The organism is Vibrio penaeicida (assembly GCF_019977755.1).
GTDB classification, from domain to species: Bacteria; Pseudomonadota; Gammaproteobacteria; order Enterobacterales; family Vibrionaceae; genus Vibrio; species Vibrio penaeicida.
The window spans coordinates 1,595,464-1,621,809 of the sequence record NZ_AP025145.1 but is presented as its reverse complement, the minus strand read 5'-3'; the positions used below and the strand labels follow the sequence as shown (position 1 = coordinate 1,621,809).

Annotated in this window: 20 protein-coding genes; 18 read left to right on the top strand and 2 right to left on the bottom strand. The window is 52.7% G+C overall.

Annotation, left to right across the window (positions count from 1 at the left end):
* The first annotated feature begins 1 nt into the window (after position 1).
* From LDO37_RS25540 to LDO37_RS25495, 10 genes are all read left to right on the top strand, one after another.
* Positions 2 to 2,086: a portal protein gene (locus LDO37_RS25540; protein WP_185829855.1), complete on the top strand. Its 2,085-nt coding sequence runs from the start codon at positions 2 to 4 to the stop codon at positions 2,084 to 2,086.
* 502 nt (positions 2,087 to 2,588) lie between these two features.
* On the top strand, positions 2,589 to 3,569 hold the full coding sequence (locus tag LDO37_RS25535) for a hypothetical protein (RefSeq protein WP_126608505.1): 981 nt from the start codon (positions 2,589 to 2,591) through the stop codon (positions 3,567 to 3,569).
* Positions 3,570 to 3,639: 70 nt separating this feature from the next.
* Positions 3,640 to 4,854, top strand: a complete 1,215-nt coding sequence (locus LDO37_RS25530) for a N4-gp56 family major capsid protein (RefSeq protein WP_126608506.1) — start codon at positions 3,640 to 3,642, stop codon at positions 4,852 to 4,854.
* Between the two features lie 80 nt (positions 4,855 to 4,934).
* Entirely contained in the window at positions 4,935 to 5,246 is a 312-nt protein-coding gene (locus tag LDO37_RS25525; RefSeq protein WP_224055534.1) for a hypothetical protein, read from the top strand.
* Between the two features lie 19 nt (positions 5,247 to 5,265).
* Positions 5,266 to 5,688 (top strand): hypothetical protein, encoded by a 423-nt coding sequence (locus LDO37_RS25520; RefSeq protein WP_126608507.1) that lies wholly within the window; start codon positions 5,266 to 5,268, stop codon positions 5,686 to 5,688.
* Between the two features lie 6 nt (positions 5,689 to 5,694).
* Positions 5,695 to 6,285 carry a hypothetical protein gene (locus LDO37_RS25515; protein ID WP_185829853.1) on the top strand — a complete coding sequence of 197 codons (591 nt, stop codon included), beginning with the start codon at positions 5,695 to 5,697 and terminating at the stop codon, positions 6,283 to 6,285.
* Complete coding sequence (locus LDO37_RS25510; RefSeq protein ID WP_104402610.1) at positions 6,285 to 6,920, top strand: phage adaptor protein; 636 nt, start codon at positions 6,285 to 6,287, stop codon at positions 6,918 to 6,920. The genes LDO37_RS25515 and LDO37_RS25510 overlap by 1 nt, the downstream gene beginning before the upstream one ends.
* Positions 6,917 to 9,499 carry a phage tail protein gene (locus tag LDO37_RS25505; RefSeq protein WP_126608509.1) on the top strand — a complete coding sequence of 861 codons (2,583 nt, stop codon included), beginning with the start codon at positions 6,917 to 6,919 and terminating at the stop codon, positions 9,497 to 9,499. The genes LDO37_RS25510 and LDO37_RS25505 overlap by 4 nt, the downstream gene beginning before the upstream one ends.
* The gene (locus tag LDO37_RS25500) at positions 9,499 to 10,101 is read left to right on the top strand and encodes a hypothetical protein (RefSeq protein ID WP_126608510.1); all 603 of its coding nucleotides are present in this window, start codon (positions 9,499 to 9,501) and stop codon (positions 10,099 to 10,101) included. The genes LDO37_RS25505 and LDO37_RS25500 overlap by 1 nt, the downstream gene beginning before the upstream one ends.
* A gap of 498 nt (positions 10,102 to 10,599) precedes the next feature.
* On the top strand, positions 10,600 to 11,751 hold the full coding sequence (locus LDO37_RS25495) for a hypothetical protein (protein WP_317982756.1): 1,152 nt from the start codon (positions 10,600 to 10,602) through the stop codon (positions 11,749 to 11,751).
* Between the two features lie 175 nt (positions 11,752 to 11,926).
* On the opposite strand, the gene LDO37_RS25490 is transcribed toward LDO37_RS25495, so the two are convergent.
* A complete protein-coding gene (locus LDO37_RS25490) occupies positions 11,927 to 12,136 on the bottom strand; it encodes a hypothetical protein (RefSeq protein WP_224055525.1) in 210 nt (69 codons plus the stop codon).
* Positions 12,137 to 12,278: 142 nt separating this feature from the next.
* Here LDO37_RS25490 and LDO37_RS25485 point away from each other — a divergent pair, with 142 nt between their 5' ends.
* Positions 12,279 to 13,250: a phage tail tip fiber protein gene (locus tag LDO37_RS25485; protein WP_224056087.1), complete on the top strand. Its 972-nt coding sequence runs from the start codon at positions 12,279 to 12,281 to the stop codon at positions 13,248 to 13,250.
* Positions 13,251 to 13,384: 134 nt separating this feature from the next.
* Here LDO37_RS25485 and LDO37_RS25480 read toward each other — a convergent pair whose 3' ends face one another.
* A complete protein-coding gene (locus tag LDO37_RS25480; RefSeq protein ID WP_126608513.1) occupies positions 13,385 to 13,645 on the bottom strand; it encodes a hypothetical protein in 261 nt (86 codons plus the stop codon).
* On the opposite strand from LDO37_RS25480, the gene LDO37_RS25475 reads away from it, so the two are divergent.
* From LDO37_RS25475 to LDO37_RS25445, 7 genes are all read left to right on the top strand, one after another.
* A complete protein-coding gene (locus tag LDO37_RS25475) occupies positions 13,644 to 14,297 on the top strand; it encodes a hypothetical protein (protein ID WP_126608514.1) in 654 nt (217 codons plus the stop codon). The genes LDO37_RS25480 and LDO37_RS25475 overlap by 2 nt on opposite strands.
* A gap of 15 nt (positions 14,298 to 14,312) precedes the next feature.
* Complete coding sequence (locus LDO37_RS25470) at positions 14,313 to 14,660, top strand: hypothetical protein (RefSeq protein ID WP_185829854.1); 348 nt, start codon at positions 14,313 to 14,315, stop codon at positions 14,658 to 14,660.
* Positions 14,661 to 14,763: 103 nt separating this feature from the next.
* Positions 14,764 to 14,910 carry a hypothetical protein gene (locus LDO37_RS25465; protein ID WP_224055521.1) on the top strand — a complete coding sequence of 49 codons (147 nt, stop codon included), beginning with the start codon at positions 14,764 to 14,766 and terminating at the stop codon, positions 14,908 to 14,910.
* Positions 14,911 to 15,627: 717 nt separating this feature from the next.
* On the top strand, positions 15,628 to 16,365 hold the full coding sequence (locus tag LDO37_RS25460) for a hypothetical protein (RefSeq protein WP_126608515.1): 738 nt from the start codon (positions 15,628 to 15,630) through the stop codon (positions 16,363 to 16,365).
* Positions 16,366 to 16,388: 23 nt separating this feature from the next.
* Positions 16,389 to 22,721 carry a PLxRFG domain-containing protein gene (locus tag LDO37_RS25455; RefSeq protein ID WP_126608516.1) on the top strand — a complete coding sequence of 2,111 codons (6,333 nt, stop codon included), beginning with the start codon at positions 16,389 to 16,391 and terminating at the stop codon, positions 22,719 to 22,721.
* Between the two features lie 335 nt (positions 22,722 to 23,056).
* A complete protein-coding gene (locus tag LDO37_RS25450; protein ID WP_126608517.1) occupies positions 23,057 to 24,778 on the top strand; it encodes a methyl-accepting chemotaxis protein in 1,722 nt (573 codons plus the stop codon).
* An 877-nt stretch (positions 24,779 to 25,655) separates the two neighbouring features.
* Complete coding sequence (locus LDO37_RS25445) at positions 25,656 to 26,051, top strand: DUF2391 family protein (protein WP_126608518.1); 396 nt, start codon at positions 25,656 to 25,658, stop codon at positions 26,049 to 26,051.
* Positions 26,052 to 26,346 lie beyond the last annotated feature (295 nt).

The window sequence follows — 26,346 nt, the reverse complement described above, 5'->3', positions numbered from 1 at the left end:
TATGTCGGACACGTCCTCATCTCGCCATCGTCACTTACTGGCGTTCATGGCGGACATTGATGCCCAGCCTCCTTGGCGCAGCAACGCCAACATCGCCCATGCGTATTATGAGGGTGATCAGTTGCCTCAAGCCGTGATGGAAAAATTGCGAGAGCGCGGTCAGCCAGAAACCTTACACAATCTGATTGCTCCGGCGGTCGACGGTGTACTGGGAATGGAAGCCAAAACACGAACGGATTTGATGGTTACGGCGGACGAACCCGATGACCAGATTGAAGCGTTGGCGGAAGGGTTGAATTCGTTGTTTGCGGATGCAGCGCGGCTCGGTCGACTCGATAAAGCCCGATCCGAAGCGTACGCGGGTCAAATCAAGTGTGGTATCGGATTGGTGGAAGTGTATCGCAACCCTAACCCGTTAGGGGCGCGGTACAAAATCAAGTATGTCCCTCGAGATGAAGTGTATTGGGATTGGCTATCTACCGAATGCGATTGGTCCGATTGTCGTTGGATCATGCGTCAACGATGGATTGATGTGGATGATCTGATGTCGCTGCTGCCAAGCAAAGCACCGATCATCAAACACGCCATCAATGGCTGGGAAGGATTCATTGAGACCGACTTGGCCGAAGGCATCGAGCCGGATCTGATGAGTGCGTGGGAAGAGTATCAAGGGTGGAGCCGAAGCCATACCGAATACCTGAGCCAAGACAGACAGCGAATTCGCTTGCAAATCATCTATCGCAGACACATTGAACGGGCGCCCATTCTGCGTTTGCCTAGCGGTCGACGCATCGTGTTCAGCAAAAACAACCCGATACATAAAAGTGCACTGGCGCTGGGTAAAGCTCAACTGGAATCGGGGCAGATCAGTCATATCAAAGAATACTGGTACGCCGGACCGCACTTCTTAGGCAGTCGCCCAAGCCATGCCCCGCAAGGGATGTTCCCGATTGTGCCGTTTTTTGGCTACCGAAAAGACGGCTCAGGCGAGCCTTATGGCTTAATTTCACGCGCGATCCCCGCCCAAAATGAGGTCAACCTTAGACGCATTAAGCTGACTTGGTTGCTGCAAGCTAAACGGGTCATTATGGATGAAGATGCGACGAACATGAGTCGGGTTCAAGTCCTAGAGGAAGTCGAAAAGCCAGACGGCTTGATCACATTAAATTCTGATCGCCGTCATCGAAAAAGCCTCAGTGATACCTTTCAAGTGGAACAAGACTTTGCGGTTGCGTCGCAACAGTTTCAAGTGATGCAAGAGTCAATGAAGCTCATACAAGACACCATGGGGATATACTCCGCGTTTCTCGGGCAGGAGGGCGCGGCAGAGTCTGGCGTGGCGATCGCCAATTTGGTGGAGCAGGGGGCGACGACACTGGCGGAAATCAATGACAATTATCGGTTTGGCTGCCAGTTGGTGGGGGAATTGCTGTTGGGGTATTTGATTGAAGATCTCAAAGGCGTCCGAAATCACCGTGTTGTGATCAATCGAGATGACAAACACAAACGCAAAACGGTGATCATCAATGAAGAAACGCCAGAGGGGCTGAGCAATGACATTTCCCGGCTCAGGTCGCACGTTGCGCTTGCCCCCATTCAACAAACCACAGCGTATAAGGCGCAACTGGCGGATAGGATGATGAAACTTACGGCTCAATTGCCGCCAGACGTGCAAGCGGCGGTTATCGATTTGGTGGCAGAGCTGTCGGATATCCCGAACAAATCGGAATTCATGGAACGGGTGAGAGGAGCACTCAATGTGCCGAAAGCGGAGCAGGATATGACACCAGACGAGCGAGCGCAATTTCTCGCGGATCAGGTCGCTCGGCAGGCACAGCTTGATCTGCAAATGCGAGAAATGAAGGCGAACGTCGATAAATTGGAGGCGGAGGCATTGAAAACCCGCGCCACAGCGGGCAGAGAGACCATGTCCACCCAAAGTCAGCACTATGCGAATGCCAAAACGCAAGCAGAGACAGCGAAACTCCTTAAAGAGATTGACAAACTCAGCCAAGACATCGCCCTGCTCCAACAGCAGTTTTCTGAGCACCTGCAAAGGCAGATTGACGATATTGCATTATCTTGACATTAACCACATATTTTGTATTGAAATTCGCCCAGAGATTGGTTAAATTTTATCCATCATGGCTGGTCTTGCTTCTGACGCCTACTCAAGTAAGGCGTATGCGGTTTGGATGGACGACCAACCCACATAACGGTCATGATGATTCTTAATCCTATCTCTTGGTCCCGAAACCTATCGGGACCTTTTTTGTTTATGTGTTTTTTGTCATTGCCCCTTTATTTGTTCGTACTGCCACTCAATAACCACAATTTTAGTGTTGATAATGGGTAAAAAGTTATTTATATTTTTATCATCATGGTCTATCCCACTTCACCTCACCTTCCTTCCCAGGTGAGGCGCTTGTGGTTTGGTATTTAGGCTACCTAAGAGACCATGATGTTTCCTTATCCTGTCGTACTTGGTCCCGATCCCCCTCGGGGCCTTTTTTGTCTGCGCCGCTAAAGTCATTCTCGCAGTGACTTTAGCCGCACAGACAGCGATACGTCTGCCATAGGAGAGCCCAATGGACATTGACGATTTAGATCTAACCGATACTCAAACCCCTGAAGAACTGGACGCCATATTGGATAAGATTGAGCATGAGACGGATGCACCTGATGAACAGGGCGTCTTATCAAAATCTGAGCCACCATCGAATGACGACCAAAGTGAGCCCAACCCTTCGCCCCCTGTCGACAGTGAGCAAGCAGACTCGGCATCTGCTGGCGAGGATGAGCCACGCACTCAGGCGTTACCCTCTCACGATGCCATCGAGGCAAAAGATGGGAAAAATATTATTCCCTATCACGTCCTTGAGCAGGAGCGGGCAACCAACAAAGCGTTGAAAGCTCAACTGGACGAGTATCAGAGCCAACAGCTGGATTGGGAGGAAACCCAGCGGCGATTGGAACTGAGAAATAAGCAGTTGGAGAAGCTGGGGATCCCGCCAGATGAGTTACCGGAAAAGGTCAACATCTCAGATGAGCAGCTGGATGCGCTCACCGAAGACTACCCCGATTTGGCGTATGTGCTGAGGCACTTGGTTGCCAAAGTCAACCATGTGGACAGCAAAGTGGATTCTGCACAAGCCTCCGATCCTGTATCGGAAGCCATTGCGCAGAACGCGGAGCTGACTCAATGGCAACGGGTAGGCGGAGAGCAATGGCAAAAGGCGCTCGACATCGATGATGCATTGCGTGTCTCTCCTGAGTGGGCGAATAAACCGCTCACGGAACGTTTTGAGGAGGTCGTGCGTCAGACTCATGCTGCGTTTGTCACGCCGTCGACGCCACGTCCTTCTCAACAATCCGTTCAAGCCAATGTCGAGGAGCAACTGTCTGTCGTATCAGATTCGTTGCCCGTCTCACCCAGTGAGGTCGGCTCGCCCACCACTCACGAACCTTCTGTTCGAGAGCGGATGGCGACGGCCAATGAAGACGAACTGATGGCGATGATGGGGGCAATGAGTGACGAAGACATGGAGCATCTCCTCGCCAGTTTGTAACGGCGTGTAGACGCCAATCGCAAAGCACCCGCCCCATTCTGGCGGGTGTTTTCGTTTGAGGACGAGCACCATGACCACCATCACTAAGGAGCAGGCGCGAAAGATACAGCAAGTTGCGCTGTATACCGCGAGCCTGCGTCACCGAAGCTTTGTCAACATGTTGACCGAAGCGTCACCCAAAAGGGCCAAGGGCGACAAGAAAAAACGGGAGAGGCAAACCTCTCCCCATGCCCCTATTGTCCGAGTCACCGATCTCAGCAAGAGTGCAGGGGACACTGTGGACATGCAGATTGTCCATAATTTGTCCAAACGCCCAACCATGGGGGATCGCAAGATTGCTGGACGAGGTGAATCACTGGATTTCACCAGCTTTGAGCTCAGCATCAATCAAGGGCGTCATCAAGTGGATGCGGGCGGTAAAATGTCGCAGCAACGTACGGTTCACGACCTGCGTCAAACCGCGAGAACTCTGCTGGGACCTTATTTCAATAACCTGCAAGATCAGGTTGCCACGTTTCAATTTGCGGGTGCGAGAGGAGATTACCTCCATGACGATGTCATTGTGCCGCTAGAGGGGCATGATGAATTTCGAGAAATCATGGTCAATGATCTGATGCCGCCTACCTATGACCGTCATTTCTTTGGGGGGGATGCCACCGCATTTGAGCTGTTGGATCAGGCTGACCAGTTCAGTTTGGGCACGGTCGACAACCTGTGTTTGTATCTGGAAGAAATGGCGCATCCATTGCAGCCGATCCGATACCACGGGGATGAATTGTCTGGGGATGAACCGTTTTACCTGCTAATGGTGACGCCAAGGCAGTGGCACGATTGGAAGCAAACCACCACTTACAAAGATTGGCAGCAACTGGCGGCGAACGCCTTGAATCGCGCGAGGAACTTCAAGCACCCCGTTTTCTCTGGTGAATGTGCGATGCGCGGTAACATCTTAGTGCGCAAATACAAAGGGATCCCCGTACGATTTAATGCAGGTTCTCGTGTGAAAGTGTCGGATAACACCGACCACGCCAGTGTCTCGGACAAAGTGGCGGGCACCACCATTGATCGAGGCATGCTCATCGGTGGGCAAGCCGTCGCGACGGCGTGGGGGAAAACGCAACACGGCAGTCAGTTTTCCATTCATGAAGAGAAAGTGGATGCGGGCAACCGCACTGAAATCACCATCGGTTGGATGAATGGGCTGAAGAAAATTCGTTTTGCGGACAAACAAGGGCGAGTCAATGACCATGGCGTTATTGCTCTCGATACCGCAGTAAGTGGATAAAGAAGGAGAAGATCATGGCAACCATCACAGCGCCGTCCATGCACGATCGCATGTATGTCGGCACCCACGGTAATGTCTCGGTGGCCTTCGCCGGTGCCTTACTGCAGAATGTCGCGGTCAATGATGTCGTCGATTTGATTGAAGTGCCCATTGGCATCAAGGTCATGGGGGTTCAGATCCGAAGTTCCGGTTTGGGGCTGAACGTCAAATTGGATCTTGCGCTTGGAGACACGCCACTGCTTTCGCAAGTGGATGTTGCGACGGCTGGCGTGCAGACACTGCCGTGTGAAGCGTACACCGAACGCAAATCTGTGTTACGTGCCACCATCACGGGTGGGGTCGCCAATGGTGAGTTGGCGGTGACCCCACAATACGTGGCAGTCGGGTATTGACAACCTAGAGGATGAACCAATGAGCGAAGTCAGTATTGCGTATGTGGGCCCCAAAGCGGTTAAGCGTGACACGGTCACTGGAACGCGTTTGGTGTTCCCTCAATTTCAAGCCATCAAAGTCCCGGCGGAAAACGCCGCCATATTACTTCGATTTGACCAAGTGTTTGTGGAAGCCGATGCGGTTGATGAGGCTATCCAACGAATGGCGCGTGAGCAAGCGAAGCGGGAACAAGAGGCGGTGGAGCAACAGGCGCAACGTGACGTGCAACAAGCCGAACAATCTATGGTGGTGACGATCAACGAAAAAAGCGTCGACCTGAGCAAGTTAGCCTGCGGTCGAATCGCCACATTGATTGAAGCGGCAGATTTGGCTATCGCACCGAAAGAGGGGAAAGAGACAGCGGAGCAGTACAAGCAGCGTGTGCGGGATGCCCTAAGGTAACATCTGATGGAGATGGTGCCTGTCTCGGATTTTTACCCAGTACTCCGACACATGACTGACGTTCCGCTCAATGCGGACATGGACGTGGCCTTGATCCGTTCGGCATCGGAATTTTGTCGAGACAGTCAAGTGATTGTCCATACACGGGGGCTGGATTGGGTGCGAGCGGGCACCACGTTAAACCTGATTGAAAGTTCGGGTCTCAACCACCGCACATTAGGGGACATTAAGTCCGCCGGTTTGATCTCCGTCAGTGCCGACGGTCAGCCATTAATGGCGGAGCGTGATTATGAAGTCCTCAGTTTGGATCAGATTTACGCATTGCAGCCGTGGAAGCGAGTTCATCTGGTGATCGCCGTGGAGCCAGCACTCACCACGCACTTTTTTCCTGCTGCCTTGTGGGAAGATTGGCAAGAAGCGATTTGTCACGGTGCGGCAAGCCGATTGTATGCGGTGCCCGGTGCACTCCATCTAGAACGAGTGAGGTTTCACGAACAGGCTTTTACCGAAGGTAAGCGCCGAGCCCGTCGTTGGCGGTTGGAGAATCATCCCTCGCTCTCATTGCCGCCCGTCAGGCATCAACGGGAGTTTTACTGATGGCTCTTGTGTCTGAACTGATTGGGCGCGTATCCCGAGAATTGGTGGATGAGCGCTATACCAGATGGAGTAAACCCACCCATATCAGCAATTTGAACGACGCCATTGCCTCGATACTTTTGCTCCGTCCCGATCTGGGTCGCGTGACGGACACGACTCAAGTGTTAGCCGATACCGGACGCGTTCAGTTGCCAGTCAATGCGTACAAATTGCTGTCTGTTAATCACGTGAATGGCTACGCACTGCAATACGTGGATCTGTATCGTCTGAATCAGAATTACCCCAATTGGCGCACGCTCAAAGATCCCCAGCCCACCAACTGGACTCGCAACGATCATGATGACCTGTCGTATTTCTTGTTTCCCACGCCCAGTGTACCAGTCTCTGTTGAGCACGAGTATGCTCGTCAAACTCGGATCCAGAGTGAAACCGAGGCTTTTCCTCTGCCTGTCATCTATGAGGTGATGGTGTTTGATTTCATGATGTACCGGGCGTATTCCAAAGACGGTCAGAACGAGAGTGAACACAATAAAGCCCTGCATCACTTGCAGTCGTTCCAATTGCTATTAACAGGCAAAAGCCAGACCGACACAACAGACGATGAGCGGATCCGCTTGAGTGAGACGCCAAGATGATCCGTTTTAAAGGCACACTCTCAGACGCCGGTGGTCATACGCTGGCTTATGCTGTGGTGGAGTTGGTATCCAGCCAAAATGCAGGGCATGCCTTGGTGTTTTCCGGCACGCAAATCAAGACCGACCAACATGGGTACTATGAGTTTTCCGTGAAAACGGGGGAGTACGATGTGTATGCTCAGGTCAATCAGCGACGCGATGTTGAATATCTGGGTAGGATAATCCTCAACGCGGACGTGACAGGTGAGCTAACCATTGAACAGGCGTTAGCACTGACTGCGCCCATATTACCGGAATCCGTGCTGGAAGTGCGCCAGCACCTGGCGAATATCCAACGCTTGTCGTCTCAGGTACAGAGTCAACATGATACGGTGCAACGGAGTCTTGGTACGGTAGGGCAACATGCCGATCAAGTGTCCGTATGGGCGCAACAAACTCATACACAAGCGGATCGAGCGCTGGGGCACGCAAATCTTGCCTCAGAGCAATCAACCCTTGCCACTCAACAGGCGACACGTGCACAAACGCAAGCGTCGGCGGCGTCCGACAGCGCGCGACTGGCTCAGGAAGCTAAAGTGGCGCTGGATGGCGCGGTGGATCGGTTTGAATTGAAAAACAATGCCGCGACGGACAGCGACATTGATCAGAAAGCGGTGTTTTCGAAATTCGTTCGTTTACCGCAATTTTGGCGCGCATTTCGTGCCTTCCTGAGTCAACGCTTTGATGGAGCCAGCACCGATTTGGCGGTGTCGGAAAAAGCCCTATCGGCGGGGTTGGACACCAAATGGACCTTTACATTAGCCAAGACCAATCGATATGGGGCGACGGTTCTTAGCCACGATTATGACAGCGACATTCAGTATAAAGCGGTCACCCCATTCGCACTAAAAAGCGGGCTAGATTGGGTAAGGTACACCACGGGATTGGCTCTGGATGGTAAGCAGGATAAAGGGGTCGTGGTCGCCCATGATCATGATGAACGCTATTTGCCGAAACAAGGACCTGCGGTCGCTGTAGCGCAAAATACCGACACCAGCTGGAAACCGGCGGACGGTGGACTGCGTTGCAACAGTACCAGTGCCGGAACGTTTGCCCCAAATGCGGATTATTGTGACTACCTCACGTGGGGTCATCGTGGTGGTGCTAAGTATTACCACGCCTTATTTGTGAGTCATGCCTTCCCCAGTCGATTGCAATTTGCTACCTCCCGCGCTGCTGGGCAGGCGAATTGGAGCACCAAATCGCTGGCGTTTACCGATGAATTCTATGGTCGTCAAGCGTCGGACAATCGGTATTTATTAAAAGCGGAAAAAGCCTCCGATGCTCAACGACTGGATGGGATTGATGCCACTGGATTTGGTCGTGCTTATAGCGCGAGCTTAACCACAGGGGCGGGCGATTGGACAACGGCGCAGTTCGTCACCTACCTACAAGGGCAGGGGTGTTTTGATTCGCCCTACTGGTTCACCAAATGTTCTTGGAGCTACGCCAATAACAAGCGCATTACCGATCTCGGGAGCGCCTTAGGACACATTCACCTTGCTGGCTGTGTGATTGAAGTGCTCGGCAGTGCCGCCCACTACATGATCCGAGTGACCACACCCTCTACGACCACGGGCGGGGCTGTGGCGAATGCAGACTACCTTTACGTGGATCACGGCTCTGGGTACGCTCCGGGCTGGCGACGTGGCTACAATTCTCGTATCAAACCGACGGCGGCAGAAGTTGGCGCTTACAGTCGTTCAGAGTCCGATCATCGGTTTTTAAGTGCCGCTGCCAACGACTCGTTCAGCGGTGACCTTGTCTCAACGGCTCGCAATCGGGGACTATTCGGGGTTTACGATGCGTCCAAAACCGACCACATTTGGTCCATGGGGGCGGCGTACCGCAACAGCTCAACCGGAGCGGATTTTGGTAATTTGTATGGGCTGGCCTACAAACACACCAACAACCCAACTGGTGGCACCATGGCGGGGGGACACCAAGCCGTTTGGTGTGACAATGGCGTCCCCAAAGCGGCACTCGGACACGACGGTGTGTGGGGGACACACGTGTATGACGGCTCTGGCAGTGCTAGAAAACGCGTCTACAGTCCCAACAATTTACGAACGGCACTGGACGATATTTGTCCCGCTTGGGTACCGCGCCCATCTCCGTTATCAACTGTTCCAAGTGGTTATCTGGAATGCCGAGGACAAACTTTTGATTTAAATGCGTACCCATCCCTCGCCAGCGCTTACCCAAGCGGACAACTTCCGGATTTGAGAGCGCATGTCATTAAAGGTTGGGACAATGGGCGGGGTGTGGACGCTGGTCGAGCTATTCTTTCGTCACAGGGGGATGCTATGAGGAACTTAACTGGTAACATCATTGGTATCAGTGAATCATTCGGTTGGAGCGGCAGTGCCAATGGAGCGTTTATTAAATCTTCCAATGCACCCAACCTGGGGGCGACGCCAAGTAATACCGACCGTAATAATTGCGGTACCGTCAACTTTAACGCGTCACGTCAGGTGCCTATTGCCAATGAAGTTCGAGTAAAAAATATTGCCTTTATGTACATAGTGAGGGCGGCGTAATGGCGTTTCAATTTTCGCCTCAAGACCGAATGATAACTGTATACCACCTGTGTGAATTGGGCACGTTGCTAGGGGGGAGTGACATGCTTATTGAAGCCCATACGGGGTTGCCAGCGATGTCGACCCACATCAAACCGCCACCTCAACAAGCTGGCAAAACTTGCCGGTTTACAGGGACACAGTGGGAATACGTGATTGACTATCGTGGCAAGCGAGCTTATTGCAAAGATCGAAACGGTGAAGACTATGACATCACCGCGTTGGGACCATTGCCAGACACGCATACTCTACTGGTGCCAGCCCCAATGGATCAATGGGACGACACTGCGGGCACGTGGGTGGTGAATGTTGCCCTAAAAAAACAAGCGCTCACGGAGACCGAAATCACTTGGCAACGACAGCAAGTGGCTAAAGTGGAAGAGGCCATTAACCATTACCAGCAAGACCGAGCTATCCCAGAGCACTATAGTAACCTGCGAGTCACGACGTTCACCGACGATCAATATTATCAGCTGTTGCAGGACAGAAAACGATTGGTGGACTACGTTAAACACCCAGATTTTCCGGAGTGCGGGCGACCTACGTTGTCAGGGTGGGTATGAGTAGGCACGGTCCTCGGCGTCGCGGTCAACAGAGGGGAACCCATGAGAATTGACGTTCCGATGATGAGAGGAGAGATCCCCAGACTGGCTCCACACCTTTTGCCCAATGAAGCGGCAACACACGCTTTGGACTGCCAGTTCGGTTCGGGTGTCGTCGAGCCTGTCCGTCAAGATGCGCTGGCGTTGACCCTGCCCATCGCCGCCAGCACTTTCGTTCAGTATCAAGATTCAGGCTGGCTCGCTTGGGCAACACGAGTACACGCCATCCCCAGCCCAATCGCGCAAGATCCCCACCAACGTATCTACTGGACGGGACAAGGGAAACCCAAAGTGACGTCTCAAGAGCGGGCATTGAATGCACAAGGGGTGGGACCGCAGGCCTGGTATGACTTGGGGGTACCGGCGCCGGAGACGGCTCCGGTGATCACCGCGGTTGATTCATCGACGGGCTTACCGCCTCCCGCGGGCGAACCGGCGATGGTGGATGACGAAGACAGGGTGTATCTGCAAACGTACGTCACGCAGTTTGGGGAAGAAGGGGCACCGGGACCACCCTCTACGCCAGTACTGATAGAACAACCAGGCTCAACTGTGACGTTGCGCCTGACGACACCGGGTACCAATCGGCACAATCTCACGCACACGCGTCTTTATCGATCTGTCACCAGTGCGGGGATAAGCGAATACGTACTCGTTGCTCAATTGCCCATTTCAGTCTCCACGTTTTCAGACACTCACGCGACCGTCAGCGGCGCGGTTTTAGAAACGGATACATTTGCATTACCCGATGCCAACCTGAGCGGGTTATGCCTGATGGCCAACGGGATCTGTGCCGGATTTGCTGGCAACGAAGTCATGTTCAGCGAAGCGTATCTTCCCTACGCGTGGCCAACTAATTACCGTCTGACGACGCAGAATGACATTGTGGCGATGTCACCCGTGGGCACCTCACTGGTGGTTGGCACCACGGGACAGCCCTATGTTTTTTCCGGCGTCACACCAAGCGCCATGACCGCCACCAAGCTCAATATCCATCAAGCTTGTGTCAGCGCTGACTCGATGGTGGTATTACGGGGCACGGTCGTGTACGCCAGCCCTGATGGATTGGTCAGTGTGTCCAGTGAGGGAGGCGAATTGCTGAGTGAAGCGGTGATTGACCGCCAAACGTGGCAGGCGCTATCGCCTGACACCATTCGAGCGGTGTCAATAGAAGGTCAGTATTTTGCGACACACCAAGGTGGCAGCTTCTTATTCGATCCCGTGTCTCAATCGTTGACTCGTGTGTCTGAACGTTGGGATGCGGCGTATTATCACGGCGTGACCGATCAGCTTTATCTTGCCAGTGGACATCAAATCCGACGTTGGCGAAGCGCTGAGACACTCCAGTCGTACACTTGGCGCTCGAAACCGTTTGTGTTGTCTTCTGGCGCGTTAATGAGCTGCGCTCAAATCGACAGCCCCGCACCGGAGCGACTCAGTGTCACGTTTTATGCGGATGGGGTGGAGATTTTGCAGCTGAGTCTAGGGCAGGTAACCACGCGTCCTTTTCGTCTTCCCGCCGTGCGGGCAGCCCGCTGGCAAATTGCGATTACTGGCACTTCCCCCGTCGAGCGCATTCAAATTGCCAGTGATATGCGAGCGCTCCAATGACGTCGAGCCCATATCGAGCGGGGCGCAATGCGCAATCCTTGTATGAAAACGTGGAGCTGTTGACTGGGCAGCGAGGCGATGGCTTAGATAAAGCGCTGACACTGCGCGATCTCTCGCAATTGGGCATGGTGCAGCTCAATCGGCGAGCACGGGGTCACTACGCTGCTATCCCCCATCAAAGGGAAAAGCCAAAGCAAGAGGTCGTCGAGCGTCCCTCGGTGCCTCGCTCTCTGTCTGTCAGTGGTGGGTTTGGTGCGATCCTATTGCATTGGGCACCCGCTCTATACGCTGGGCATGCGCACACTGAGATTTGGCGCGCAAGCAGCAACAGCCTTGGGTTGGCACAGCGGATCGCCACAACGCCTGCCACGACTTTGGGTGACATTGTCCGACCCGGCAGCGTCTACTATTACTGGATACGGCACGTTAACATTCGGGGCATTGTGGGACCCTTTCATCATGTGACGGGGAAACGTGGGCAAACCTCATCCGACGTGCAGCCCATCATCGATGAACTCACGGAGCAGATGCGCAGCTCACCACTGATTGCACAGTTAAGTCAGGCTGATGAGAGTCATAGTCATGCGCTCAATCAACTCGATAGACAGGGCAGTCAAGCCTATCGTTCCCTCTGGGCGCACAAAGTCAGTGCGGGTGACATCACTGCAGGGATCGGATTGGTGGCGGGCACCAACGGTCTCTCACAAGTGGCCATTGCCGCGACGCAAGTGTTTGTGTTTGATCCCAACCGCCGATCGCCGGCATTGCAGCCTGCATTCGCCATCGACAACGGGCAAGTGGTCATTCCCAAAGCCCTGATTGAGACGGCTACGGTTCAAGTGCTGAACGCGCAGACCATTGTGGCGGATGAAGTCAAAGCGGGCATTGCGATGACCGCGCCCACTTTAACCGGTGCTGTCATTAACGGGGCGGAGCTCAATGTCGGGTCGGGGGGACCGTACCAAGGTTACCACACCCGTATTACCCACGATGGGCGCGTGTACACCGATCATTTGATTGCGTCCGGTGGGGAGGTGGATCGGTTAACGGTGGGGCGTGACTGTGTGTTCAAAGGTCGGCTAGAAGCTGCCAGCGGGACGTTCCACGGTACGGTTAATGCGAGCAAGGTGGTGGGCTCAAAAGTCTTGGTGGCGCAGGGGAGCACGGATATCCCGTCTCGTACCGGAGACATGGATCGGTATGGGTTCCAGTGGGACTACGCACAGCCAGTTGATACGGGGTTTGTGGCGTCGGCGTGGGGCGATAGTCGACGGACTTACGTGGTGGAGTGCCACATTACAGGCGGTGTTGAAGCGCATAACTGGGTAGCCATCAGTTATCCTGCCACCATCTGGTGGTCGGTCAAAGCGGATCGCCCTTACATAGTGACGCGTTGGACAACGCCTGCAACGTTATTTTTTCAATTGAGTTTTGGTACCGCGCGATGTCGAGCACGCGCGCAAACACGCGCCACCTGGAAAGTGTATGAGCTGCTCTGAATTATACAAGGGAAGTTGGTGCACCCACAGAGCGCATTTACTCCCGCAGATCCAGGCCACGGAAAAACGCAATGCGCATCGCTTTGCTCGACAAATCGACCAAGCCTTGACATCTGGGCGTGCCAGTTTGTTTTTTAATTTGGATGGCTTTGTGGTGTTAGAGCCCTGTGCGCGCAAAGATGGGACGTGGGTTGTGGTGCTTTTTGCAATGGGGTGGTGTGACGAGGCGGTGGCTTGTTACCACGAGTGCGTGACGGAGCTGGCACGACAGATTGGTGCCGAGGGCATCGAATGCCAGACAGTGGTATCCGCGTTAGCCCCCAACCTTGAGTCAGCGGGTTTTCAACGGGTTGGACAGCGAGGGCGGCTCCATATTTGGCAGCGGAGGGTGTCATGGGCGGACGACGTTCAGTGCCACAAGTGAAGGAAACGGAGCAAGAGAAAGCGGCAGCCGAGATCGCGAATCGATATTGGGATCTGTACCAGAATGAACTCAAAGGATTTGAAGACACTTTTATCCAGCGTGTGCAGGCATTGGGAAACGACGCAGGCATGCAGCGAGCGAAATCGTCAGCTGAGCTGGGCTACAACCAAGCGTTCAGTCGCGCCCGTGGTCATGCCACGCAGCGACTGGCGGCGGCAGGCACCAACCCCAACAGTGGGCGATTTGCTGGACAGTTGGGCGAGCTCACTTTGGCGCAGGCTCAAGGACAGACCGACACCATCAATCGGGCTCAGGCATCGGAGCAAGACCGCTATGTTGCAGGGTTGAGCGATGTAAACGCGCTCGGGATGGGGCAACAGGCACAAAACCTCACTCGTATGGGGGAGGTGGCGGAATTGTCATTGAGACGAGCCGGTCAGGATGCCGCGACCGCCTTTAATCAAAAAAGCGCGTTGCTCTATGGCGCGGGTACCGCCGCTGGCATGGGGTTGAGTCACGCGCTCTACCAAGACACGGGGGGGACGGTGACCGACGGGATCAGCACCCAGTCACCCAGACCGTACCACCCAACGATGAACCACAAGGGATCGCTGTATTCCTAAGGAGACGTAATGGGCATGGCTGCCGATCGCTACGCCAAGATCACCCGTGAGCAATACGAAGACTGGAAAGCTCGATTTTACCCTATTCAAAGACAATGGCTTGAGGTGTCCCAAAGTGGGGCGTTGCTAAAAGCGCAATTGAGGCGCGCGGATGACCATAGCCAAGCGGCGCTGCGCTCGGCCAGACAGGGACAACAAAACCGCATGGGCAGATATGGGTTATCGGTTGAGACAGCAGGGCATGCGGATGACGCTCGCATGGCGTTGTCGGCGGTCGGGACCAAAAACGCGTTGCGCGATCACGAACGTCAACGAGCCATGCACATGCTGTCCGGGGCAGGGATGGGGATCCGAGGACACTAAGGAGGCAACCATGGGCTACAGCTTACTCAGTCAGGCGGGACGGACCAAGCAGATGGCGCTCAGTGGGCTGCGGGACGCGTCAGAACGAGACACTCGACGAACGATGATGGATCGCAGTCTTCGACAAGCCAAATCCGCACAAACCCTACAGGCAACCGGGACTGGCGCAGGCATCGGGCTGTTGGCAGGCGGTCCCTCAGGCGCCGTATTGGGGGCTGTGTCGGGGTGGATCCTCGGTGAACTGTTTTAAGAGGATGAGGGCATGAGGCTTGATACCCGTGGTTTAGTGGATGGGTTTTTACGTGGCTATGATGTTATGCAGCGGCATCGTGCGCGTGAAGCCAACCAAGCAAGAGCGGATAACGCGCTGGCACTCAGGTTTGCCGAAAGTGAACGGGAAGAGAAACGACGTGAACAACAGGCTCAGCAACAAGCCGAACGGCATCAGTACCAGTACGGGAAAGACGGCAAAGGCGGTCGATTGAGAGCGCAAGACGAGCGGACTCGCCGAACTCAGGAGATGCAGCTAGCCGCGCATCAAGCCCAACGAAAACTCAGTCAATACCGATTGGGTCAGGAAAAAAAACGGGCATTCTTGCAAGAAAACCAGCCGCTGATCCAAGCCGGTTGGGGGCGTTGGTTGCAGGGCGGTGACGTCGATGCCGTGTTCGACTCCCGTGAAGTGAAAGGCGGCGCTTATGATCCTAGGCGGTATTTGCGTCCGGATGTCGAGGACGCCTTTGCCACATTGGAAACCGCGCTACCAAAGGTGATACAAGGGGACATTCCGCTTGACGATGAGACATTTGTCCGCGCCCTAGGTACGGTGTATCAGAAAAATTTGGAGGCGGTCGTCGGGCAAAGGGATCCCAATACGGGGCGTCGGATCCGGGCGGCAAGAATGGGCATTCCCGTGTTGGCCAAAGACATCCAGCCGGACCTGCCTGGGAACCAGCCCGGGTTAGTTTTGACCGCGGAGGTGGAGGATGGTTCAGGGCGTTGGCATCCGAGACCCATCACACGGAACCGAACCACGGACGCGGGCGATCCAGTGCACATCCTCCCATTGGAAGATGCCATTCGCGATCTGACGGGACAGCTCGCTCTGCGCCGTCAGGCTCAGGCTTCGTCGGCGTATCAAACCCTCTTTGCACCGTCCAGAGACACGCGTGGTGTCCGTCGAGAATATCGGCAAGCGTATTTGGCGTTGGAAAAAGAACGCTCGAAAGCCCTAGCGGCAATGTTGGATCCGACCCCCGAGCACATTAAGACCCTCAACGAGCAATTTGATGCCCAGCAAGAGAAGCTGCGCGCGATGTATTTGAAAGTGCCGAATGCTGAACAAAGCAACCGCGCAGCAGCGTGGGCTCAAGGGGATGAGACCAAGCAACGCTTCTTAGAGGCTTTGCAACGCAAAGGGTGGGATGTGGCGCGTCTCACCCCAGACGTACTGGCGTTCAATTACCAGCGGGCACTGGCTGATCAGCAGCGTCAACGTGACGAAGCCTTGGTCCAACAGCTGTTGATCAAAGATGAGCCCACCATACCAGCTGGCATTGCCAAAGGCTTAAACGCCAAAGACGTGGCGACCTCGATGGGATTGCGCGATGAGGTGCCAGCAGGCGGCAGTCTACCCAGTGCCAAACCAAGAGCCAATACACCGCGTCAGGAAGCGATGTTGGATGAGATACATACGTGGCAATGAGCCCACGCTCACGGTGAACAGCCATGGCTGAGCAAACCGACGTGATGACATCTTTTCAGTTACCTGAAGATTTCCAACTGCTTCCCCCTCCTGAGCCCCGACCCGATACAGACGTGACCGTAACCGATGCACTTAAAGCCTTTGGTGTGGGTGCGGCGGATCTGGCGGCGGGTGTCGGGGAGGTGGCGGAGCAAACCTTAGGTTTGGGAGGCAGTCTTCGCGAGTTAGCGCATTCTGGCAGTCAAGCACTTCGCCGCAGCATGACGGACGATGGACAAACCGCACTGCGCACGCCGTTGTTCACCGAAACCGATGGGGGGAATTTGACGTGGGGGGAAGGCGCAGGCGACCTCGATGTGTGGGCAATGAAGATTGCCAATGGACTGGGAAGCATGGCGGGAATGCTGATCCCCGGAGGCGCGGTAGGGCAAGCGGCTAGGATCACATTGGGTCAAGCCATCACACGCAGTATGCTCAAACGCGGGGCAAGTCTTAACGTGGCCCAGCAGGTGGCTGAAAAGGTCGTGCGACATATGGCGAGCGCCACCGCCATAGGGACGGGGCTGACGGGATCATTGGGGGCAACTGCAATAGACGTGGCTACGCAGGTCAAAGATATGGACACCGCTTGGCTGGCAGCCCATTCGCCGTATTTTCGCCATCAAGTCAACGCACTAGCGCGGCAAGCACAGGTCAAAAACGCGACGCAGATCTTAAAACAAGCTAAGGAAGCGACCGCCCAACGCGTCAGTGCGGCGGTATTGTCGGATCCGGTGGCGATAGCGGGCAGTACAGTGGGGGCGTTGGGGGATCGTGTGCTGTTCGGTGCGCTCACCAATCGACTGCGCGGTGGCATCCTCAAGAGTGGGGTGCGCAGTGGTTTAGCCGAAGGGAGCGCGGAGTCAGCGGAAAACTTGGGTCACACCTATGCCGCCAATACTCAGTTGAATACCATTGTGGGTACGGATCGTGCGCCATTGGAGGGAGCAAAGGCGGCGATGGCAGAAGGCTTCAGTGTGGGGGCGATCACCGGTTCGGTACCGGGGATGATCGGAGGGTGGCGAGGCAAAGGCGTGGTCGCTCAACCCGAGGCGAAACCGTCTTCCAACGCGCCTGAACCTGAGTTGGAGACAGACTCGCTTCCCCCTCGTCCTACCCCGACGCAACATGAGTCCCCATCTCCTCCTCATAATCCTCAACCTCAAGCGGCGGCTTTACCAGTCACGCCTCGCTCGCCTTCACCGATCCCACCGACTGAACCGAATGACGTTGAACCGAGCCCCCATTCGTCGTCTTCGGTGCGGGCACCTGATGCTGCCGCGCTATCCCCACAAGAGAAAATTGTGGATTTTGGGGACGTCCTACACGGGGCGAGAAAGCATCTGTGGGGACAGTACGGGCAGGCGATGGAACACCACCCAAGTGACGAAGAATGGCGCAGAAAACCGCTGAGCCAGCTGTTTCCCAAGCCTAACTTATCCGCTCTGATCAAGCAGAAAGTCCCGCCGGAGCGTGCTTTGCTTTTGTCGGTGCTTCGTGAACGTCTTCCACCTAAGCCGAAACTGGCATCCAAGGTGGCGTCATGGCGCGTATCCGTTGAGAAAACCTTGGCCCTTTCGCGCCAACTCGTTCAGCCATTGGCTGATGAGTCGCTTCCGGATGCGGTCAGTCGAGCCATCGCTCATACTGACCTCCCCATCTTGATGAAAGCCGCACAAGGCCTAACGCCAGAGCAACTGACACGCCTTGCCAAGCTGAAGGTCAATCGTGGGCAATATACGCAATTGAATGGGGCACGGTTCACGCCCGCTCGAACCTTTTACCACGCCACCGAAGGCAATAAACGTCAGGCGCTAACCGAAAGAGTTAGCACGGAAGCGGAGATGGTGACGGCACTCCAACAGTGGGTACGCGATCCCAATGACGCTGCAGAGTCCGGACGGCGGAAAGTGAACCTGAAGGTGTATCGAACGCGGGATCCACACCCTGAAAGGTTCATTGGGGTTGACGTCGGGAAACGACATGTTCGACTCATTGGTGGCTTTGCGTCAGCACAAGCGGCGCGCGAGCACCTGAACACCCATCGTGACACATTAGAAAAAGAGGTGCTGGCGCTGCGCAAAAAGCTGACACAAGAGCAACGAACGCCGCACAACCGTCGGCGAGCGGGCAAGCCCCGACGCGAAGGAAAAGTGACCCCCGAGAGCTTCACTCGTACCTTTGGATTTCGAGGGGTGCAGTTTGGCAATTGGGTGGAAGACAAGCGCCGTCAGGCGGAACTGAACGACGCTCATGATGCTTTAGTCGACTTGGCCGACGCACTGGATCTGCCTCCCAAAGCGGTGTCTCTCAACGGCACTCTGGGCTTGGCGTTTGGCGCACGAGGGAAAGGAAAAGCCAAGGCGCATTATGAGCCAGGCACCTTGGTGATCAACCTGACCAAACCGAAAGGCGCGGGCTCATTGGCTCACGAATGGTTTCACGCCATTGACCATCACCTTGGACGCCGAGAGGGTTCGGCACTCAGCGAGTTTTTGACCGACATCGCGCATACCCCACTAGAGAAAAAAGCATTGCGACAAGCATTGACTCAAAGCGTTAAACAATTGCGCGAGGCGGTGATGCGCACAGATCTGCCCAAGCGGAGTGCTCGATTGGATAGGTTCAAATCACGACCCTATTGGGCGAGTATGACAGAAATGACGGCGCGCGCATTTGAAGCGTACATCATCGCGCGCAATCGCAATGTGGGGATCACCAACGACTACCTTGCCAACGTCTTAAATGAAGCCGACTGGCAGCGTCAGTTTGGACACGATAGCGACATGGATTACGCGTACCCGACACAATCGGAGCTTAATACCGAGATCGCCCCTGCGTTTGATCGCCTGTTTGAGGTCCTAGATACACAAGTCAACGGCGAGCACGTTCAGCTGTTTTCCCGAACGAAGTCAGCTCAAACGTCCGCCGAGTCGCGCAAGGCATCATTAGCGCCTGATCAGGTGGCGCGTATCTCACGACACTGGCTCAAGCACTATCAAGGAGAGACCCGAGTTCGTATCAAGGTAGTTAAGACGGCGTCAGACCTGCCTTATGATAAGGGGCGAGGGGAGGTACATGCGGTGTATGAGCCGTCGACACAGACGGTCACTTTAGTGGCGTCGAGTTTGAGATCCCCTGAGCAAGTGAGGCGTGCGCTTCGACATGAAATTTTGGTTCACCATGGTCTGCGGAGCGTGTTGGGAGAGCACGAGCACGTGGCGATCCTGCGCGCGATACAGGGCAGTCGTCATCACCCTTCGCTTCAGCCCCTGTGGGACGAGGTGCGTACCCGGTATGGCGAGCTCAATCTGGCGGAGCAAGCCGAAGAAGTGATGGCGTTAGCGGCAGAGCAAACGCGTCCCGCAATAAAACGTTGGTGGGACGCGTTGCTGAGTAAGCTATGGGCTGCCCTCAAGCGCTTAGGGTGGTTTCCTTCGACCGTGCGCCGTTCTGAGCTGCTTCATCTCATCGATACCTTGGAGCAAAGGATAGCGAATAAGTCGGCTCGTCCAAACACAGTAAGCTCTGAAGTGATGTTTTCACGCACTAAGTCTGCAAGCTTTGAAGCGGCACTGAATGCGACCACCCCTCAACGCCGACTCAAAGGAATCCTCAGCCACATCGGATACGCCGCAAAACAGACGTTTGGGGGGAGTAAAGGGTTGGGGGCGATCACCCTGCGTCAGTTGGCGGATCTGTCTCAGTCCCAGCTTCCGAGCGTGCAACACTACGTCAATACCGTGCATCAAATGCTCACGCGTCGCAACCAGTGGGCGTACGAAGCGGGTGAGATGGCACAGCGCATACAAAAATGGGCATCGAAACATCAGCAAACGGCTGACACGCTGTTCGACATCGCGCACCTAGCGACCGTTGATGGCGTGGATCCGGATGGGGCGTTTGTCAGTGCCAAAGCCCCGCTCGAGAAAGCCATTCGCCACCTCGAAAAGGTGAATGAGGGCAGCCACAAAACCTCGGCGCAAATGCGTGAACTCAAGGCGTATCGGCGACAACTGGAGTCAGAGCCATTACGTCAGGTAAAACATCAGGCGTTGAAAACCCGTTTTGATGCTTTGCCGGATGAGGCGAAACAACACTACCGGACCATGCGTGATGCCTATCAGGCTCGACACAGGCAATACCGAACATTGTTAGAGCAACAGATTGAGCGCGCCGACATTGATAATCGGCTCAAGAAAAAGCGCTTAGCCGATTTGAAGTTGCAGTTTGAACTGCAAAGCGTCATGGCCCCGTATTTTCCCTTGGCGCGATTTGGAGAGTATTGGTTGAGCTCGGTGGATGAGCAGGGTGAAAAACACTTTCTGATGTTCGAGTCTGAAAAGGCGCAGCAAGACGCCTCAAAGAGATTGCGCACTGCTGGGTTTACCGTCTCCACAGGGCGCGCGGTTGAGGGGCTGTCTCCCATGGAAGGCGCCAGTCTGAATTTTGTTCTCGATCTCATGCACCACGTTGACGATACTCAACTCAATGATCTGAAAAAAAGTGAGTTAAAGGACACCATCTACCAATTGTATTTGCAGTCCTTGCCAACGCGTTCCATGCGCAAGCAATTTCTGCACCGAAAAAAGACCAAAGGGTGGAGTAACGATGCGTTGCGCGCGTTGGCGTCCAACATGATGCGAGGCGCGTATCAGTTGGCGAGGTTGGAGTATTCCGACACCTTGTCACAATTGGCGGCGGACACCAAAAAAGCGGCGCAGGTGAGCAACAGTAACCAAGCCAGCCGTTACGCGGAAGAGCTGTTAAAACGTCATGAATGGATCATGAACCCCTCGCATTCCACGGTGGCTCAGCATCTGACGTCCATGGGATTCATCTGGATGTTGGGCGCCTCCCCCGCGGCGGCGATGGTCAACCTGACCCAGAATATGGTGGTGGCGTTGCCGATACTGGCGAGTCGATTCGGTTTACGTCGAGCGGCTGGGGAATTGCTCCGCACCATGGCGAGCTACCCATTGACTCAAGGCAGTGTAAAGCGAAAGTTACAAGGAGAAGAGCGGCAAGCCTATCAACAGTGGCACGATACCGGACTCTTGGATGTGACCCAATCACACGAATTGGCTGGGATAGCCGAGTCGAAAAACTGGGAGTACAACGCGCGTTACGACCGAGTGATGAACTGGATCGCCCGACTGTTTCATCAGGCGGAGGTTTACAACCGTGAAACCACGGCAATAGCGGCGTATCGGCTGGCGAGAGCCGACGGACAGTCGCATGCCGATGCCACCCATTTCGCGGAAGACGCCACGTGGAAAGCACACTTCGATTACACCAATGCCAATCGGGCAAGGTACATGCAGCCGCCATTCATGAAGGTACTGACCCAATTTAAGCAGTACAGCCAGAGCATGACGTACTATTTGATGCGCAACGCGTACTTGTCTATGCGCGGGATGAACAAAGAGACGCGGACAGAAGCTCGACGACAATTGGTGGGTACCCTTGCCATGACCTCGTTGTTAGGGGGCGTTTCTGCCTTGCCCCTTTCCCTAGTGTATGGGATGGCGAATGCATTGAATGCAGCTATGGGAGACGACGATGTGCCTTGGGATGCGGAAACGGAATTTAAACGATATCTTTACAACGCGCTCGGCAATAAAACCCTGGTTAATGGGATACTTTACGGTGTTGGGGGGGCTGGGTTATCCCCCCGTATTTCGCTTGACCAATTGTGGATCAGAGATCCGACTCGCGACCTTGACGGCGAACAAATATGGAGCTTTTACGCTCGGCAGGTAGCGGGACCGGTATTAGGGGGCATTGTACTTTCGGGGATCCGGGGCAGCGAGAAAATGGCGCAAGGGGAATACTGGCGTGGCGTCGAAATGGTGATGCCAAAGTTTGTCCGTGATCCGATGAAAGCGTACCGATATCACGAAGAAGGGGCGCTCAGCAGTAAAGGGCTGGCGTACAAGGAGGCGTCAGCGTTCACGTGGGTCGAACTGGCTCTACAGGCGGGCGGTTTGTCGGACAGCGATTTGATGAAACAGTACGACACCAATCGAGCGCTCAAGTCTTACGAACGGCACGTACTGGATAGGCGACAACAGCTGATGACGGCGTACTGGTTGGCGTGGAAGGGGCGGGACGCGCAATTGATGGTCATGGTCAAAAAAGCGGTGCGCCGCTTTAACCAACATTATCCCTCTCTGTCTCTGGATCCCAGTGCCCTAAGGCGATCGATTCGACAGCGTTTACGTTACGGCAAGGAAAGCGTTCACGGTCTTCACCTCAACCAAAAACTGGTCGCTTCACTACTCTCACACGCGCCCTCGCACCATTCGTTACCGTAAACAAGATTGCGGTTTAAGAAATACGCGACTATGATTTTTTAAGTAAAGTCGTGTTATAAACTTTGAGTCACTTCTCCTACCCGTCTAACAGGCGGGTTTTTTTTACTTTCTTCCATACGCACAATCACACTTTTTAAGGTGGTAGGCTCGATGAGTATCCTGTTTTCTAATAGCCGTTGGAAACCTTGAGTGAGATCCAACAATAGTACGTCCAAACAATTGCTTACACGATTATCAATTTATGGACAAAGGAATGGCGTATGTAGAATATTAGCCTATTCTTAAATTTGGATTAGAGTTGTAATTGATAGCAAGTGTGAGAAAGGAAGACTTTAATGAAAACAAAATCAATAATGGCATACGTATTTGGCTCCATGGCGATGATAGCAATAATAACCATAGCATTGGGTTGGACGATTTTGGGCTCTGCTGACAAACTTAAATCAACGTCAGAAACTCGTTACCAGTCGTATCAGGTTGCCGATGAGCTAAGACAAAGTTCGGATGATCTGACGCGTTTGGCGAGAACGTATGCGCTAACGGGTAACGATGATTACGAAAGCATGTACATGGACATCCTTGCCATTCGTAACGGTGAAAAGCCCCTGCCTGAAAAATACCATCAAATCTATTGGGATTTGGTGATCAATTATGGTGAAAAACCCAAGCCGGATGGTCGGACAGTGTCCATACAACAACGCATGCAAGATCTTGGTTTTTCCGACAAAGAGTTTTCGCTGTTAAAAGAGGCTCAAAACAATTCTGATGCGCTGGTTAATCTGGAAGTGAAAGCCATGAATGCGGTGAAAGGTCTTTTTCAAAATCCTAACACGGGACAGTACAGTGTTCGATCAGAACCAGACACAGGTATGGCCGCTAAATTACTTCACAGTAAACAGTACCATGTAGAGAAAGCTAAAATCATGAAACCCATTGACGGTTTTTTTTCTGAGTTGGAAAGTCGGACTTATCAGCATTTGCTCCAAGATTTTAATTCGTTGCACAAATCGGTAATGATCACCTTGCTCTTGATGGTATTGATGTTAGTGGCGGCACTAATCGGTTTTTGGATGATTACTCGCGCGGTATCTCGCCCCGTGACCCTAATTAGTAATCAGCTCAGAGACATTGAAGCCAGCGGCAATATAAACCTTCGAATAACTAACGTAGATCAAGGGGAGCTTGGAGAGATCGCGTCTCAAATAAACAACATGCTTGATTCTTTGAGTCAAAACAAAGAAATGACATACCGAGTCTCTTCACGTGTTCAAGATTTAGCGACGCAAACCCATCAAGTGGTATTAGAAAGTCGGAAAAACTCAGACAATCTAACACAAGAAACGAATTCCGTTTTAGTGGCGGTCGAAGAAATGTCTACAGCGTTGACGCGAGTCACTGATGTAACGGTTCACGCCGAAAATGAAGCGTCGCAAAATGATAAGAATGTCAGTGAAGGGCAATCTTCGATGCAAACGGCAGTAGACTCCATGACGACGCTGCAGACCGAATTCTCGCAAACTCAAAAGGCGATGGAAGGGTTGATTTCTGAGAGTGCTCAGGTTTCAGGCGTGCTGGATGTGATCAAATCGATTGCTGAACAGACCAACCTGTTAGCATTGAATGCTGCGATAGAAGCGGCGCGAGCGGGTGAACAAGGTCGTGGTTTTGCGGTTGTGGCCGATGAAGTACGTTCACTTGCTCAGAGAACACAGGAGTCAACCAACGAAATTGAGGAAATCATTGCGAGCCTGCAAGAAAAAACAAGCACAATGGGGGGGACGATAAACCAAGCAGCAGGGTTAATGTCAACTGCGCAATCGGGCATCGATAAAATTGGAGACGTTTTTGATAAAATCAAAGAAACGACAGGGGTGATCTATAAACTGAATTCGGAAATTGCGCAGTCCACGGATGAACAGTCTAAAGTGTCGAATATGATTAATGAAAGCCTCTCTCAAATCAATGACATGTCAAGCAGTATGGCACAGTCCATTGGGCAAATTGAGATGTCTGCCTCTGATTTAGATAACACGGCTAAAGAACTCTCTAACACGTAAATCTGTATTGCTACAAGAGAAAGCTGGTTGTCACCAGCTTTCTTTATGACAGTCATACTCAAGGTGTTCACATTTATTCGTTGTTGGTGCAGCATATATTTCGTGCCAACTCCCTTCCTCAGTTCAGCCCTCCAATATAATATGTGGATTGTTATAAGTCGTTTATAGAAATTCAGTTGATTTTATCTTTCCGGAATAATGTAAAGGTACTGAAAGTGGTGTCGATATCGAGCCTTATGTAAGAAAATTGTTTTCATTCTATGTTACTTCTTATAGAGAGTATATTATGAGCACAATTAGCCTATCTCCGTTGTGCCGTAGCATTGCTGGTTTACTCAATTATTATCACTTTATGACCCACCTAAGTAGTGACAGAAAATTCTTTACTGGACTTTTAAATTTAACCCTTCCCTTCCCTTCCCTTCCCTTACCTGCGAGAGGAAAAAGGTCTCAATCTGTCTATTCAGTAAAGCACCGAGCGGACACATAAACAGCTATGCTGTTAGATGGTTTAAGTGGTAGCAAGTCGTTGATTTGGTCAGAGGTGAACCGTCTAAGCAGTGAACAATCAGACATGTGGTTACATTTCGATTATAGCAAAATTGGATCAGGAATAGAAAGTGGTATTGTTTTTTGGCTAGTTGTCGGTATTTGTGTTGGTTGTACAGGGCTGCTCGGGGTGTACTTCTACTTGAAGAAGTGGACAATTTTAACTGAGCGATTCACTATTCTATATCGAGTTAGTTAGCATCTAAATAAGACTAAGATAATTGAATAAAATAGGCTAACGAAAGATATGACTGACGCTAGGCTATGATTTTTTTGAGTAAAGTGGTGAATTTATTTCTTATGTAATGACAAACGAAGGAGTGTTTAAATGAAGTTTAGCTTTAATGTAGAAGATGCAAGCCAGATTTTTGTTGGAGCGTTTGCCCTTGCTGTACCTATATCATTTTCCGAGGAAGCGTGGCGATTAGGAGAAAGTTTACCAAGTAAAAATCTAACAATGTTGCTTTTTCTTTCTATCATTTTTCTAGGGATTTACACGTATGAGAATGTGTTTCAACGCACTGTTGCCCAAAGAAAGTGGGTATTTTGCTTTCGAATTGTGATTGCTTATCTGATGACCGCATTTGTGGTCGCTTTAGTTTTGTTCTGCATTGATAAATTACCACTATTAGAAGAACCACTCGTTGCAATTAAGCGAATTATTGTCATTACTATGCCTGCGTCAATGGGAGCTATTATTGTTGATAGTTTCGATAAAGAGTAGAAACAAATTTATTCTGACACTCTATGCAATTCAATTGCAGCTCTTATCCACAGCATTAATAACTATCCATCACATTTTTGAAGCGAGTTGAAGATAGCCAGATTTTGAACACTAAACTTAAGCGTTTTGAAGATCACCAGTTTTTAATCGGAAATCACCTCGACAGGGTTGTTATTAATAACGAATCAGTGGAGTTTTTCCTGAACATATTGATCTGTTTATTCGTTCGTAACATCAAGAGCAATCGGAGGTATATGCCTTTGGAGTGTTCTGTATGAGGATATTCTGATGAAGT